Source organism: Ramlibacter sp. 2FC (assembly GCF_005503345.1).
GTDB lineage: Bacteria > Pseudomonadota > Gammaproteobacteria > Burkholderiales > Burkholderiaceae_C > SCMQ01.
In genome coordinates, this window is the sequence record NZ_SCMM01000051.1 from 1 (window position 1) to 13880 (window position 13880).

Below are 13880 nucleotides of genomic sequence, written 5' to 3' on the forward strand. Positions count from 1 at the left end.
TACCCAAACCAGCGTCTGATCGTCACGACCCAAGGCAGGAGCCGTATGCGGTAGTTCCGCACGTACGGATCTGTGGAGGGGGTGTTGGGTGACTGGCATTCCTACTCCGACTCTTGTCAATGCTCTCTATGGGGTGGTCGGTTCAGCTGCACTTGGCCCGGATGTCCTCGGGAATCGGGATGGCCTTGATGCGGTTGGGCTCGCCGGGCGGATGGATCACGAAGGCGCGCGTCTCGCGGCCCTCGCACAGCAGGTCCTCGCCGCGCTTGACCAGGTGCTTCTGGATGAAGACCTTGTCGCGCCATTCCTCGACGCTGGTGTAGACCTGCAGCGTCTCGCCGTAGGTGGCGGGGCGCATGAACCTGGTGTGGATCTCGAGCAAGGGCGTGCCGATGATGCCGGTGGTCTTGACCAGCTCGCGCCAGGGCGGCACGCCGCATTCGACGAAGTAGTGCAGCGAGGCCGCGTCCATCCACTTGGAGAAATTCGGGAAGAAGACGATGCCGGCCGGGTCGCAGTCGCCGAACATCACCTTCACCTCGTACATGGTGGTCTTGCCCATGGTGTGCTCTCCTGTCAGCGCGGCGCCATGCGCAGCGCGCCGTCGAGCCGGATCACCTCGCCGTTGAGGTGGCCGTTGCTCACGATGTGGCTGGCCAGCTGGGCGAACTCCTCGGGGTGCCCCAAGCGCTGCGGGAACGGGATGCTGGCCGCGAGCGAGGCCTGCACGGGCTCGGGCAGGGTCTTCATCAGCGGCGTGGCGAACAGGCCGGGGGCGATGGTGCAGACGCGGATGCCGTGTTGCGCGAGGTCGCGCGCCATGGGCAGGGTCATGCCGACCACGCCGCCCTTGGAGGCGCTGTAGGCCTGCTGGCCGACCTGGCCGTCGAAGGCGGCCACCGAGGCGGTGAAGACCATCACGCCGCGCTCGCCGTCTTCCAGCGGCTCCAGCCCGGCGCAGGCGGCGGCAAACAGGCGGGCGGCGTTGTAGCTGCCGACCAGGTTGACGTTGACCACCTTGACGAAGTCCTCCAGCGGGGCCGGGCTGCCGTCCTTGCCGAGGATGCGCCTGGCCGCGCCTATGCCGGCCACGTGCATCAGGATGCGCGCCGGGCCATGCGCGGCGGCGGCCCGGTCGATGGCGGCCTGCAGGCTGTCGGCGCTGGTGATGTCGCAGGGGCAGGCCACGGCGCGGCCGTTTCCGTGCTCCGCGCCGATCTCGGCCGCGACCTTCTCTGCATTCGCCTGGTTCATGTCGAGCACGGCGACCTTGGCGCCCAGGCGCGCGAGCTCGCGCGCCGTGGCCTCGCCGAGGCCGGAGCCGCCGCCGGTGACGAGGGCGGCCTGTCCTTGGATCTGCATGGGGGTCCTTTCTGGGTCGACGGCCGCTCAGGCCGCCTCGGGGTTTTCGATCAGCAGCGCGATGCCCTGGCCGCCGCCCACGCAGGCCGACGAGATGCCATAGCGCAGGCCGGCGCGGCGGATCTCGCGCGCCACGGTGAGGGTCAGGCGCACGCCGGTGGCGGCCAGCGGGTGGCCGAGCGCGATGGCGCCGCCGTTGACGTTGAGCCGGTCCATGTCGAGGCCGAGCTCGCGGCCCACGGCCAGGGTCTGCGCGCCCTGGGCCTCGTTGATCTCGAAACGGCCGATCTGGTCCAGCGTCAGGCCGCAGCGCGCCAGCAGCAGGCGGATGGCCGGTGCCGGGCCTATGCCCATGATCTCGGGCGGCACGCCCACGGCCGCGGCGGCGACCACGCGCGCCAGCGGCTTCTTGCCTTGGGCCTTGGCCCAGTTCTTCACGTACTCGCCCGAGGCGACCACGGCCGCGGCCGCGGCGTCGACCAGGGCCGAGCTGTTGCCGCCGGTCTGCACGCCGCCCTCGTAGACCGGCTTGAGCCTGGCCAGCACCTCGACCGGCGACAGGCGCGGGTGGGTATCCTGCGCCACTTCGCTGAGCTTGCCCTGCAGCTTGATGCCGCGTGCCTTGTAGCCTTCGAGCTCGAATTTCTCGCTCACCACGGGCACGATCTCGCCGGCCAGGAAGCCGCTCTCCTGCGCCGCCACCGCCTTGGCGAAGGAGGCCGAGGCGAAGGCATCCACGTCTTCGCGCGCGATGCCGTATTTCCTGGCCAGGTTCTCGGCGGTCTGGATCATGTTGATGCCGGCGGCCGGGTCCTTCAGCGCCTCCCACATGTAGTCCTTGAAACCGACCGGCGCGCCGAGCTTGAAGCCGGTGCGGTGGTCGAAGGCCGCGATGGGGTTGCGCGTCATGCTCTCGGTGCCGACCACCAGGGCCGCCTCGCAGGCGCCGCCCTGGATCTGCTCGCCGGCCTGGCGGAACAGCTCGAAGCCGGTGCCGCAGATGCGCTGCGCCATGATGGCCGGCACCTCCTGCGGCACGCCCGCGTACAGGCCGATGTGGCGCGGCAGGAAGAACTGGTCGAAGTCGCCGGGCGCCATGTTGCCGGTGACCACCGAGCCTATGTGCTCGCCCGGCACGCCGGCGCGCGACAGTGCTGCACGCGCGGCCTTGATGCCCAGGTCGGTCGGTGAAATGTGGCCCAGCGCGCCGCAGTAGTCGACCATGGGCGTGCGCACCCCGTCGAGCATCCAGCAGTCGTCGAAGCCGGAGAAGAATCCTTTGATAGCCATGGGCGCCGTCCCTTCAGTGTTGGCGCGGTTTCAGAATGCTGTGCAGCTGGTCCGCGTGCAGGGCGTCCACGGTGTCGGCGCGGTGCGCGAGCACGGCGCGCTGGTTGATCGAGCCCTTGTCGGTGACCTCGCCGCGGTCTAGGGTCGGCGGCTCGGCCAGCAGGCACAGGCGTGCGACGCGGTTGGCGCTGCCGGTGGCGGTCTTGGCCAGTTCGTCGACCAGCTTCTGGAAATGGGCGAGCACGGCTTCGCTGGCCAGCACGTCGGCCATCGCGGTCTGGCCGTTCAGCCCGCTGAGCTGGCGCACGGCCGCCGTGGGGAAGACCATGGCGCCGACCTCCTTCATGTTGAGGCCGGTCAGCACCACGTCCTGGATGTAGGGGGCGCCGGCGGCGATGATCCTGGCGCGCAGCGGGCCCACGCTGACGAAGGTGCCGGTGGCGAGCTTGAAGTCCTCGGCGATGCGGCCGTCGAACTTCAGGCCCAGGTGGATGTCGGTCTCGTCTATCCACTTGACCGCGTCGCCCGAGCAGAAGAAGCCCTCGTCGTCGAAGGCCGCGGCGGTTTCCTCTGGCGCGCGCCAGTAGCCCGGTGTGACGTTCGGGCCCCGATAGCGCAGTTCGGTCTTGCCGTCCACGTCGACCAGCTTGACCTGCAGGCCCGGCGTGGGCACGCCGAGGTCGCCGGCTTTCACGTTGGGACTGGTGACGAACAGGCCGAAGGGGCCGGTTTCGGTCATGCCCAGGCCCGAGCTCATGACGATGCGCTGGCCGATTTCGCGCTCCTCGCTCTCGTAGAGGCTGTCCCACACCGGCTGTGCCAGGGCCGCGCCGGCGTAGAAGAACATCTTCACGCGCGACAGGAAGTTTCGGCGCAGGATTTCGTCGGTCTTCATCGCGTTGGCCAGCGCCTCGAAGCCGGTCGGCACGTTGAAGTAGACCGTGGGCGCGATCTCGCGCAGGTTGCGCAGGGTTTCGCCCATCAGCGCCGGGGTCGGCTTGCCGTCGTCGATGTACAGGGTGCCGCCGTGGTAGAGCACCATGCCGAAGTTGTGGTTGCCGCCGAAGGTGTGGTTCCAGGGCAGCCAGTCGACCAGCAGCAGCGGCTGCTCGGCCAGCACTGGCATGGACTGGGCCATCTGCTGCTGGTTGGCGCACCACATGCGCTGGGTGTTGATGACGGCCTTGGGCAGCTTGGTCGAGCCGCTGGTGAACAGGAACTTGGTGATGGTGTCGGGGCCGGTGGCCTGCATGGCCGCGTCCACCTGGGCCGTGGCCGAGGTGGCCAGCAGTTCGGCGAACGGCGTGACGGCACGGCCTTCGACGCCACCCTCGTTCAGCACGACCTCGGTGCCGGGGTCGACCGCGGCGGCGATGGCCTTGGCGTAGCGCGCGTCGGCGGCGAACACCAGGCCCGGTGTGACGGTGTGCAGCACATGGCGCAGCTTGTCGTAGTCCTGGCTGACCAGCGAGTAGGCCGGCGAGGTCGGCACGAAGGGCACGCCGGCGACCAGGCAGCCCAGGGCCAGCAGGGCGTGCTCGAGGTCGTTCTCGGACAGGATCACGACCGGACGCTCGGCGCTGAGGCCGCGGTCGATCAGGCCCTGGGCGATGCGGCGGGCGCTGGCCCAGGCCTCGCCGTAGCTGACATGGCGCCAGTCGCCGCGGCTGCCGTCGGCCTGCTTGGCACGGCGGGCCATGAAGCTGCGCTCGGGGACGGTGGCGCCCCAGCGCTGCAGGCGGTCGGTGATGCGCTCGGGATAGCCCTGCAGCGCCTGCTCGGCCTGCAGGTAATGCACGCCGGGCGCGCCGTCGCGCAGGCTCACGCGGGTGACGCCAAAGCGCAGCGGGCGGAATCGGGGGGTGCTCATCGCTTGTCTCCTGGTCTGTCGTTCTTGCGCGGGCGGGGCTCAGCCCTTTTGCACCTTGGCGGCGCGGCCTTCGAGGAAGGCGCGCACCCGGTCCTTGGCTTCGGGGGCGCTCTGGGCGATGGCGGCCATCATGGCCTCGGTCAGGAAGCCCTGGTCGGCCGGCTGCTCGGCGATGCGCGGCAGCGCGTGCATCAGCGCGTAGTTGGTCAGCGGCGCGTTCTGCGCCACGCGGTCGGCCAGTTCGTAGGCCTTGTCGAAGGCCTGGCCCTGCGGCACCAGGTACTGGGCGAAGCCGATGCGCTCGCCGTCCTGGGCGTTGTAGACGCGGCCGGTCAGCATCATGTCGGCCATGCGCGCGGCGCCGATCAGGCGCGGGATGCGCACCGCGCCGCCGCCGCCGACGAAGATGCCGCGCGAGCCCTCGGGCAGGGCGTAGAAGGTGGACTCGTCGGCCACGCGGATGTGGCAGGCGCTGGCCAGCTCCAGGCCGCCGCCGACCACGGCGCCGTGCAGGGCCGCGATCACCGGCACCGGGCCGTACTGCACGCGCTCCAGCGCGTCGTGCCACATGCGTGAGTGGTGCAGGCCCTGGCCGGCGTCGCGCTCCTGCAGCTCCGACAGGTCCAGGCCGGCGCAGAAATGCTCGCCCTCGCCGTCGATCACGGCGGCACGCACGCTGGACGGCAGGTTCTCGAAGGTGTCGCGGATGGCCAGCATCAGGCCGTCGCTGAGCGCGTTGCGCTTGGCCGGGCGGGTCAGGCGGATCACGGCGATATGCTGCTGCTCGCCGCGGATCTCCAGCTGGATGTCTTTGGATGTCATGGTCTTGCCTTTCCTGTTGGACTGGATTATGGTTATGAAATATAACTAGTTCAAGCCAAACTTGGCGCCTCCTCCTCAGTGTTTTCCCTAGTGAAAGACCCCATGGACCACCAGAACCTGATCGCGATCGACATCCACACCCACGCCGAGCTGAGCTGCTGGAATCCCTTCGACAACTACGGCGAGGAGTACGACCGCGCGGCCGACAAGTACTTCGGCAGCAACCGGCGGCCGACCATCGCCGAGACCGTGGCCTACTACCGCGAGCGCAGGATAGGCTTGGTGATGTTCACCGTGGACAGCGAGTCGCAGCTGGGGCGGCGCCGCATCCCCAACGAGGAGATCGCCCAGGCCGCGCGCGAGAACAGCGACATGATGCTGGCCTTCGCCAGCATCGATCCGCACAAGGGGAAGATGGGCGCGCGCGAGGCCGAGCGGCTGATCCGCGAGGAGGGCGTCAGGGGCTTCAAGTTCCACCCCTCGGTGCAGGGCTACCACCCCTACGACAGGATGGCTTGGCCGATTTACGAGGTCATCAACGCGCACAAGCTGCCGGCCATCTTCCACACCGGACACAGCGGCATTGGCTCGGGCATGCGCTGCGGCGGCGGCCTGCGCCTGGCCTACAGCAATCCCATGCACCTGGACGAGGTGGCGATCGATTGGCCCGATATGCAGATCGTCATGGCGCACCCGAGCTTTCCCTGGCAGGACGAGGCGCTGTCGGTGGCCACGCACAAGCCCAATGTCTGGATCGACCTGTCGGGCTGGAGCCCCAAGTACTTTCCCAAGCAGCTGGTGCAGTACGCCAACACCCTGCTCAAGGACCGCGTGCTGTTCGGCAGCGACTACCCGCTGATCACGCCCGAGCGCTGGATGCGCGACTTCGAGCAGGCCGGCTTCAAACCCGAGGTCATGCCCGGCATCTTGAAGGGCAATGCCGTGCGCCTGTTGGGGCTCGGTCAGGCCGCCTGAGCCAACAGGCCCGCGGCGGCCCAGCCGCTGCGCACCGCGCCTTCCAGCGTGGCCGGGTAGGGGCCGGCCACATGGTCGCCCGCGGCAAGCAGTCCCGAGGCGATGGCCTGCGGCGGGCGTGCCAGGCCCGGCGTGCAGGCAAAGGTGGCGCGCTTTTCGACGATGGTCTGCAGCGGCTCGACTTCGAGGCCCAGCTGCGCCTGCGCCTGGGCCGCGACCTGGGCCTGCAGCGCCTGCCGCTCACCCGTGCTGGCGCTGACGACGAAGGCCAGCAGCCCGGCCTGTTCGGCGCCCGCGAGCTGGCCGCGGTCGAACACGAACTGGGCCGGCTGCTGCGCGCCGGGGCGCAGGGCCAGCATGGGGCGCGGCAGCAAGGGCGCCGCGGTGGGCAGATCCGGCTGCCGGGCCAGCGCGTAGACCGTGGTGATGGCCTCGAAGCGCAGGCTGGCGGCCCGCTCGGCCCAGGCCCTCAGTGCCTGGGCCTGGTCGGCGCCATGGGCTGCGGCCTCGCCGGCCAGCCGGGCCGCCTCGGCCGGCGCCGTGGCCAGGATCACGCGTTCGAAGGCCTGGCCGTCGAGCTGCCAGCCGCCGGCCTGGGGGCGCAGCGCCTGCACGCGGCAGCCGGTCAGCACGCGGGCGCCGCGGCGGACCAGCCAGGCGACGGCGGCCTGCGGGAACAGGGTGCCGAGATCGGCGCGCGGCAGCAGCAGATTGGAGCCGCCGCGCTCGCTGAACATAGCGTCGCGCAGCACGCGCAGGAACACCTGGCCGCTGGCTTCGCGCATCGGCGTGTTCAGCGCCGAGACGCACAGCGGCTCGATGAACTCCTCGCGCAGCCGTGGCGTCAGCGCCGCGCAGAGTTCGGCCACCGAGACCGCGGGCGGGCAGGCAAAGCCCTGCAACCGCCAGCCGAGGGCGGTGCGCAGCAGGGCCAGGCGGTCGCGCCAGGACCAGCCGCGCGCGCGCAGGATGCCGGCCAGCACATCGAACGGTGCCGGCCCCTGCGGCAGGCTCAGGCCGCTGCCGTCCGCATAGCCCAGGGCCAGCGGCAGGCGCAGCAGCACGCGCTCGGGGTCCACGCCGACCAGGCGCATCAGGCGCAGCGTGTCGCGGTAGGCGCCGATCAGGATGTGCTGGCCGTTGTCCAGCATCAGCCGGCGCCCGTCCGGCAGCTTGAGCGGCACGCCGCGCGCGCGGCCGCCGGGCTGGTGAGCCGCCTCGAACAGGGTGACCGCATGGCCCTCCTGCACGGCGCGCACGGCCGCTGCGAGGCCGGCCCAGCCACCGCCGACGATGGCGATGTTCATGGCTTACAGCCGCCCCAGCGCCTGGACCTTCCAGGCCAGCCAGAGCTTGCGCAGCGGGGTCAGCGCGATGCGCTGGTGCAGCACCCGGAAATCGTCGCGCTCGATCTCGCGCAGCAAGGTGCGGTAAATGCTGGCCATCATCAGGCCGGGCTTTTGCGCGCGGCGGTCGGCCGCCGGCAGCAGGGCCAGGGCCTCGTCGTACAGCGCATGGGCGCGCTCGGCCTGGAAGCGCATCAGGGCGCTGAAGCGCTCGGAATACTGGCGCTTGAGGATCTCGTGCGCCTTCACGTCGAAGCGCTGCAGCTCGTTGACCGGCAGGTAGATGCGCCCGCGCAGCGCGTCCTCGCCCACGTCGCGGATGATGTTGGTGAGCTGGAAGGCCAGGCCCAGCTTGTGAGCGTAGTCCGTGGTGGCTGCCTGCGTCTGGCCGAAGATATGGGCCGAGACCTCGCCCACGATGCCGGCCACCAGGTGGCAGTAGCGCTGAAGGCCCGCGTAGTCCAGGTAGCGCGTCTGCTCCAGGTCCATCTGGCAGCCCTCGATCACCGCCTGCAGGTGGCGCTGCTCTATGCCGTAGGCGCCGGCATGCGGCAGCAGGGCCTGCATCACGGGGTGGCTGGGCTGGCCTGAGAAGGCCTGGGCGACCTCGGTCCGCCACCAAGCCAGCTTGTTCTGCGCCACGCCGGGGTCGTCGACCTCGTCCACCACGTCGTCGACCTCGCGGCAGAAGGCGTAGAACGCGGTGATGGCCGCGCGCCGCGCCGGCGGCAGGAACAGGAAGGCGTAATAAAAGCTGCTGCCCGAGGCGGCGGCTTTTTGCTGGACATAGTCTTGGGGGCTCATGAATTCGTGAACGGCAGGGCTGGGGCCTGTGAACAGGCCCAGCATTGTCACATCCGCAGGCTGCGCCACAGCATCAGGGCGGCGTCCGCCTTGCCCAGGGCGGGGCGGCGCTGCAGCGTGGCGAAACCCTGTGCCTCGATATGGTCGAGCACGCGCAGCCCGCCCTGCACCACCAGGCGCAGCTCCCAGCCGGCGCGCCCCGGCACGCGGTGCACCAGCGGGGCGCCGCCCAGCATCAGGGCGCGCGCGTGGCCGACCAGAAAGCGCATCAGCGCGACGAGTTCGGGTGTCTGGCGCAGCCGCCGCATGGCCTCTGGCCCGCCCGACAGGTCCAGGCCATGCGCGGCGGCCTCGCGTGCGGGCAGGTAGTAGCGTCCGCGCGGGATGTCCACGCCGAGGTCCTGCCAGAAGTTGATCAGCTGCAGCGCGCTGCAGATCGCGTCGCTGTGCGCCAGCGCGGCCGGATCATGGACGCCGTACAGGTGCAGCAGCAGGCGGCCCACCGGGTTGGCGGACAGGCGGCAGTAGCCCAGCAGTTCGTCGAGGCTGGCGTAGCCGGCGCCGTCGCGCGATTTCTCCACGTCCTGCACGAAGGCGTCGAGCAGGGCGTCGAGCAGCGCCAAGGGCAGGTCGAACTGCCGGATCGCCGGCCCGAGCGGGCCGAAGACCTGGGGCCAGGCGTCGGTGGCGGACCGCCCGGCGGCGACGGCGTGCAGCTCGGCGCGGTAGGCGGCCAGCGCCTGCAGGCGTTGCGCGGCAGGGGGGTCGCCCTCGTCGGCGATGTCGTCGGCCGTGCGCGCGAACCAGTAGATGGCCGCGATGGCCGGGCGCAGGCGCGGCGGGCACAGCCAGGAGGCGACCGGAAAGTTCTCGTAATGGGTGACAGGGGCAGCCTGGGCGGCGGTCATGGGCGTGAAGCTGGCGTGAGGGGGCGAATCCAGGCCGCATTGTCGCTTGACAGGCAGGGGCGATTGCCATAGATTACTAACCAGTCAGTCATTAATATTCCTGCCAGGGGGCGTCATGCCGGTTCGCTATCTTTGTTTCGCGTCGCGGCGTGCGCTGGCGCTTGCGTTTGGCGGGCTTGCGCTGTTGCTGCTGGCGGCCTGTTCCAAGTCGCCGCCGCCCGAGGAGCCGCTGCGCGCGGTCAAGCTGTTGACCGTGGGGGCGAGTCCGCTCGAGGCGGGCCCCGAGTACGCGGGCGAGGTGCGGGCGCGCGTGGAGTCGCGGCTGGGCTTTCGCGTGGCCGGCAAGATCACGCGCCGCGCCATCGAGGCCGGGCAGCGCGTGGCAGCCGGCCAGTTGCTGGCCCAGCTCGACGCGCAGGACTACCGGCTGGCCGCTGACGCGGCGCGCGCCCAGGTCAGGGCCGCGGCCACCCAGCGCGACCTGGCCGCGGCGGACCTGCGGCGCTTTGAGGCGCTGAGGGCGCAGAACTTCATCAGCGGCGCCGAACTGGAGCGCCGCGAGGCCCAGTTCAAGGCGGCCCAGGCCACGCTGGAGCAGGCCCAGGCCCAGCTCGCCGCCCAGGGCAACCAGGCGGCCTACACCCAGCTGCTGGCCGACGCGCCAGGGGTCGTTACCGCCATCGAGGCCGAGGTCGGCCAAGTCGTGTCGGCCGGGGCGTCGGTGGTGCGCGTCGCCCAGGACGGCCCGCGCGACGTGGTGTTCGCCGTGCCCGAGGACCGGGTGGCGATGATGCGGCTCGGCACCCCGCTGACGGTACGCGCCTGGCAGGGCGACCAGCGGCTGCAGGGTGCGGTGCGCGAGGTGGCCGCCAGCGCCGATCCGGTGACGCGCACCTACGCGGTGAAGCTGGCGCTGTCGAGCGGCGAGGCGCCGCCGCTGGGCGCCACGGTCTACGTGACGCCGCCTGCGGCCGGCGCCGCCGCAGCCCAGGCGATCAAGCTGCCGACTTCCGCCCTGCGCCAGGAGGGCCAGGCCTCGGCGGTCTGGGTGTACGAGCCGGCCAGCAAGACGGTGCGCTCGCAGCCGGTGCAGATCGCCACCGTCGACGGCAACGACGCGGTGCTCGCCGCGGGCCTGCAGCCGGGCCAGCAGGTGGTGGTCGCCGGCGTGCATGTGCTGTCGCCGGGGCAGAAGGTCACGGTCTACCAGCCCAAGGCGGCGCTGGCGCAGGCGGGGGCCGATGCCGCCGCGCGCGGCCCCGCGGCCCCGGCCAGCCCTGCCGCCCGCTGAGGGCCGCCGCCATGACGCAGACCGCTGCCAAAGCAGGTTTCAACCTGTCCCGCTGGGCGCTGGACCATCCCGCCCTGACCCGCTACCTGATGGTGGTGCTGATGGTCCTGGGCATCGCCGCCTATTTCCAGCTCGGCCAGGACGAGGACCCGCCGTTCACCTTCCGCGCCATGGTGGTGCGCAGCGTGTGGCCGGGCGCGACGGCCCAGCAGGTGGCCGAGCAAGTGACCGACAAGATCGAGCGTACGCTGCAGGAAGTGCCCTACGCCGACAAGATCCGCAGCTATTCCAAGCCCGGCGAGTCGCTGATCATCTTCCAGATCAAGGACTCTTCCAGGGCCGGCGAGGTCCCCAATGTCTGGTACCAGGTGCGCAAGAAGGTCGGTGACATGCGCGCCAGCCTGCCGCCAGGGGTGGTGGGGCCCTTCTTCAACGACGAGTTCGGCGATGTCTACGGCGTGATCTACGCGCTGCAGGCCGACGGCTTCAGCCATGCCGAGCTCAAGAGCTTCGCCGACGAGGTGCGCCAGCAGCTGCTGCGCGTGCCCGACGTGGCCAAGGTCGAGCAGTTCGGCGTGCAGGATGAGAAGCTCTACGTCGAGATCTCGCAAAAGCGCCTGGCCCAGCTTGGCCTGGACATGACCGCGGTGCTGGCCCAGCTCGGCCAGCAGAACGCCGTCGAGTCGGCCGGCGCGGTGCAGACGCCGCTCGACGTGGTGCAGGTGCGCGTGGCCGGTCAGTTCCGTGCCGTCGAGGACCTGCGCGCCATGCCGATACGCGGCGCCTCGGGCCAGCAGCTGAGGCTGGGCGACATCGCCGAGATCCGGCGCGGCTACGTGGAGCCGCCCCAGATCAAGGTGCGCCACGACGGCCAGGAGGTGATTGCCCTGGGCGTCTCCATGGCCAAGGGCGGTGACATCATCGCGCTGGGGAAGGCGCTCCAGGAAGCGAACGCCCGCATCGAGCGCAGCCTGCCGGCCGGGGTGAAGCTGCTGCAGGTGCAGGACCAGCCGCGCGCCGTCGCGACCTCGGTCAACGAGTTCGTCAAGGTGCTGATCGAGGCCGTGGTGATCGTGCTGGCCGTGAGCTTTCTCTCGCTGGGCCTGCACAAGCGGCCCGGCCGCCATCCGCTGTGGCGGCGCTGGACTTTGGACATGCGGCCCGGCCTGGTGGTGGGCATCACCATCCCGCTGGTGCTGGCCGTCACCTTCCTGGCCATGCAGTATTTCGGCATCGGCCTGCACAAGATCTCGCTGGGCTCGCTGATCATCGCGCTGGGCCTGCTGGTGGACGACGCCATCATCGCCGTCGAGATGATGGTGCGCAAGATGGAGGAGGGCTACGACAGGGTGCGCGCGGCCACCTTCGCCTACGAGCTCACCGCCATGCCCATGCTGACCGGCACGCTGATCACGGCGGCGGGTTTCCTGCCGATCGGCATCGCGCGCTCGGTCACCGGCGAGTACACCTTCGCGATCTTCGCGGTCACGGTGATCGCGCTGGTGCTCAGCTGGGTCGTCTCGGTGTACTTCGTGCCCTACCTCGGCACGCTGCTGCTCAAGGTGCCGCCGCATGTGCAGGCCGCAGCACAGGCCGGCCGGCCGCAGGACGAGCCGCACGAGATGTTCGATACGCCGTTCTACAACCGTTTCCGGCGCTGGGTCGACTGGTGCGTGCAGCACCGCTGGCTCACCATAGGCGCCACGCTGCTGAGCTTTGCGCTAGGCATCGCCGGCATGGGCCGGGTGCAGCAGCAGTTTTTCCCCGACTCGAGCCGGCTGGAGATCCTGGTCGACCTGTGGTCGCCCGAAGGCACCTCGTTCGACGCCACCGAGGAGGTGGCCAGGCGCGTCGAGGCGCGCCTCTTGGCCGAGCCCGGCGTGGCCTCGGTCAGCCAGTGGGTGGGCTCGGGCGTGCCGCGCTTTTACCTGCCGCTGGACCAGGTGTTTCCGCAGACCAACGTGTCTCAGCTGATCCTGCTGCCGCGCGACCTGAAGACGCGCGAGAGCCTGCGCGTGGCCCTGCCCGCGCTGCTGGCGCGCGAGTTCCCCGAGGTGCGCGGCCGCGTCAAGCTGCTGCCCAACGGCCCGCCCGTGCCCTACCCGGTGCAGTTCCGCGTGGTCGGCCCCGATCCGCTGCAGCTGCGTACCAAGGCCGACGAGGTCAAGGCCGCCATGCGCGCCAGCCCCAACACGCGCGGCGTCAACGACAACTGGAACGAGTCGATCAAGGTGCTGCGCCTGGAGGTGGACCAGGCCAAGGCGCGCACCCTGGGCGTCACCAGCCAGTCGATCGCCCAGGCTGCCAAGACCAGCCTCACGGGCAGCAACGTCGGCCAGTTCCGCGAGGGCGACAAGTTGATAGACATCGTGCTGCGCCAGCCGCAGGACGAGCGCAACGCCATCACCGACCTGGGCAACGCCTACCTGCCCACGGCCTCGGGGCGTTCCATCCCGCTGACCCAGATCGCCAAGCCGGTGTTCACCTGGGAGCCCGGCGTGATGTGGCGCGAAGGCCGCGACTACGCCATCACGGTGCAGGGCGACATCGCCGAGGGGCTGCAGGGCGCCACCGTGACCGAGGAGCTGCTGCCCGGCCTGCGCCGGCTGGAAGCGCGCTGGCTGGCGGCCGGCGAGGGCGCCTACCGCATCGAGGTGGCAGGAGCCGTCGAGGAGAGCTCCAAGGGCTCGGCCTCGATCGCGGCCGGCGTGCCCATCATGCTGTTCCTCACCTTCACGCTGCTGATGCTGCAGCTGCACAGCTTCAGCCGCGCCATGCTGGTGTTCCTGACCGGGCCGCTGGGCATCGCCGGCGTGGCCGCAGCCCTGCTGCTGCTCAACCGGCCGTTCGGCTTCGTCGCGCTGCTGGGCGTGATCGCGTTGATGGGCATGATCCAGCGCAACTCGGTGATCCTGATCGACCAGATCGAGCAGGACCGCGCGCGCGGCGTGCCGGCCTGGGAGGCCATCGTCGAGTCGGCCGTGCGGCGTCTGCGCCCCATCGTGCTGACGGCGGCTGCGGCCGTGCTGGCCATGATCCCGCTGTCGCGCTCGGTGTTCTGGGGCCCGATGGCCGTGGCCATCATGGGCGGGCTGATCGTGGCCACCGTGCTCACCCTGCTGGCGCTGCCGGCCATGTACGCGGCGTGGTTCCGGGTCCGGCGCGAAATGCCGGCGGCGAACTGCTGATTCACGGGGTGCCAAGTCACGGTT

Annotated in this window: 11 protein-coding genes; 3 read left to right on the forward strand and 8 right to left on the reverse strand. The window is 70.4% G+C overall.

Translation table 11 applies throughout. From position 1 onward, the window contains the following. Positions 1-142: 142 nt before the first annotated feature. Genes FFS10_RS18480 through FFS10_RS18500 form a run of 5 tightly spaced genes read right to left on the reverse strand, consistent with a single transcriptional unit; the run spans position 143 to position 5344 of the window. Positions 143-562, reverse strand: coding sequence for an acyl-CoA thioesterase (locus FFS10_RS18480; RefSeq protein WP_137895951.1), 420 nt, complete (start codon positions 560-562; stop codon positions 143-145). Positions 563-576: 14 nt separating this feature from the next. Next, positions 577-1362, reverse strand: coding sequence for an SDR family NAD(P)-dependent oxidoreductase (locus FFS10_RS18485; RefSeq protein WP_137895952.1), 786 nt, complete (start codon positions 1360-1362; stop codon positions 577-579). A 27-nt stretch (positions 1363-1389) separates the two neighbouring features. Then, positions 1390-2652, reverse strand: a complete 1263-nt coding sequence (locus FFS10_RS18490) for a thiolase family protein (RefSeq protein WP_137895953.1) — start codon at positions 2650-2652, stop codon at positions 1390-1392. A 13-nt stretch (positions 2653-2665) separates the two neighbouring features. Continuing rightward, a complete protein-coding gene (locus FFS10_RS18495; RefSeq protein ID WP_137895954.1) occupies positions 2666-4522 on the reverse strand; it encodes a feruloyl-CoA synthase in 1857 nt (618 codons plus the stop codon). 39 nt (positions 4523-4561) lie between these two features. Continuing rightward, positions 4562-5344, reverse strand: a complete 783-nt coding sequence (locus FFS10_RS18500) for a crotonase/enoyl-CoA hydratase family protein (RefSeq protein WP_137895955.1) — start codon at positions 5342-5344, stop codon at positions 4562-4564. 102 nt (positions 5345-5446) lie between these two features. Here FFS10_RS18500 and FFS10_RS18505 point away from each other — a divergent pair, with 102 nt between their 5' ends. Further along, positions 5447-6319 (forward strand): amidohydrolase family protein, encoded by an 873-nt coding sequence (locus FFS10_RS18505; RefSeq protein WP_137895956.1) that lies wholly within the window; start codon positions 5447-5449, stop codon positions 6317-6319. Here FFS10_RS18505 and hpnE read toward each other — a convergent pair. From hpnE to hpnC, 3 genes are read right to left on the reverse strand one after another with little or no spacing between them, the layout of a single operon-like run. Continuing rightward, complete coding sequence (gene hpnE, locus FFS10_RS18510) at positions 6307-7626, reverse strand: hydroxysqualene dehydroxylase HpnE (RefSeq protein WP_137895957.1); 1320 nt, start codon at positions 7624-7626, stop codon at positions 6307-6309. The genes FFS10_RS18505 and hpnE overlap by 13 nt on opposite strands. A gap of 3 nt (positions 7627-7629) precedes the next feature. Further along, the gene (hpnD, locus tag FFS10_RS18515; protein WP_137895958.1) at positions 7630-8469 is read right to left on the reverse strand and encodes a presqualene diphosphate synthase HpnD; all 840 of its coding nucleotides are present in this window, start codon (positions 8467-8469) and stop codon (positions 7630-7632) included. 47 nt (positions 8470-8516) lie between these two features. After that, the gene (gene hpnC / locus FFS10_RS18520) at positions 8517-9377 is read right to left on the reverse strand and encodes a squalene synthase HpnC (protein ID WP_137895959.1); all 861 of its coding nucleotides are present in this window, start codon (positions 9375-9377) and stop codon (positions 8517-8519) included. A gap of 115 nt (positions 9378-9492) precedes the next feature. Here hpnC and FFS10_RS18525 point away from each other — a divergent pair, with 115 nt between their 5' ends. Both FFS10_RS18525 and FFS10_RS18530 read left to right on the forward strand, forming a co-directional pair. Continuing rightward, complete coding sequence (locus FFS10_RS18525) at positions 9493-10668, forward strand: efflux RND transporter periplasmic adaptor subunit (protein ID WP_137895960.1); 1176 nt, start codon at positions 9493-9495, stop codon at positions 10666-10668. Positions 10669-10679: 11 nt separating this feature from the next. Then, positions 10680-13856 carry an efflux RND transporter permease subunit gene (locus FFS10_RS18530; protein WP_137895961.1) on the forward strand — a complete coding sequence of 1059 codons (3177 nt, stop codon included), beginning with the start codon at positions 10680-10682 and terminating at the stop codon, positions 13854-13856. Positions 13857-13880: the final 24 nt, after the last annotated feature.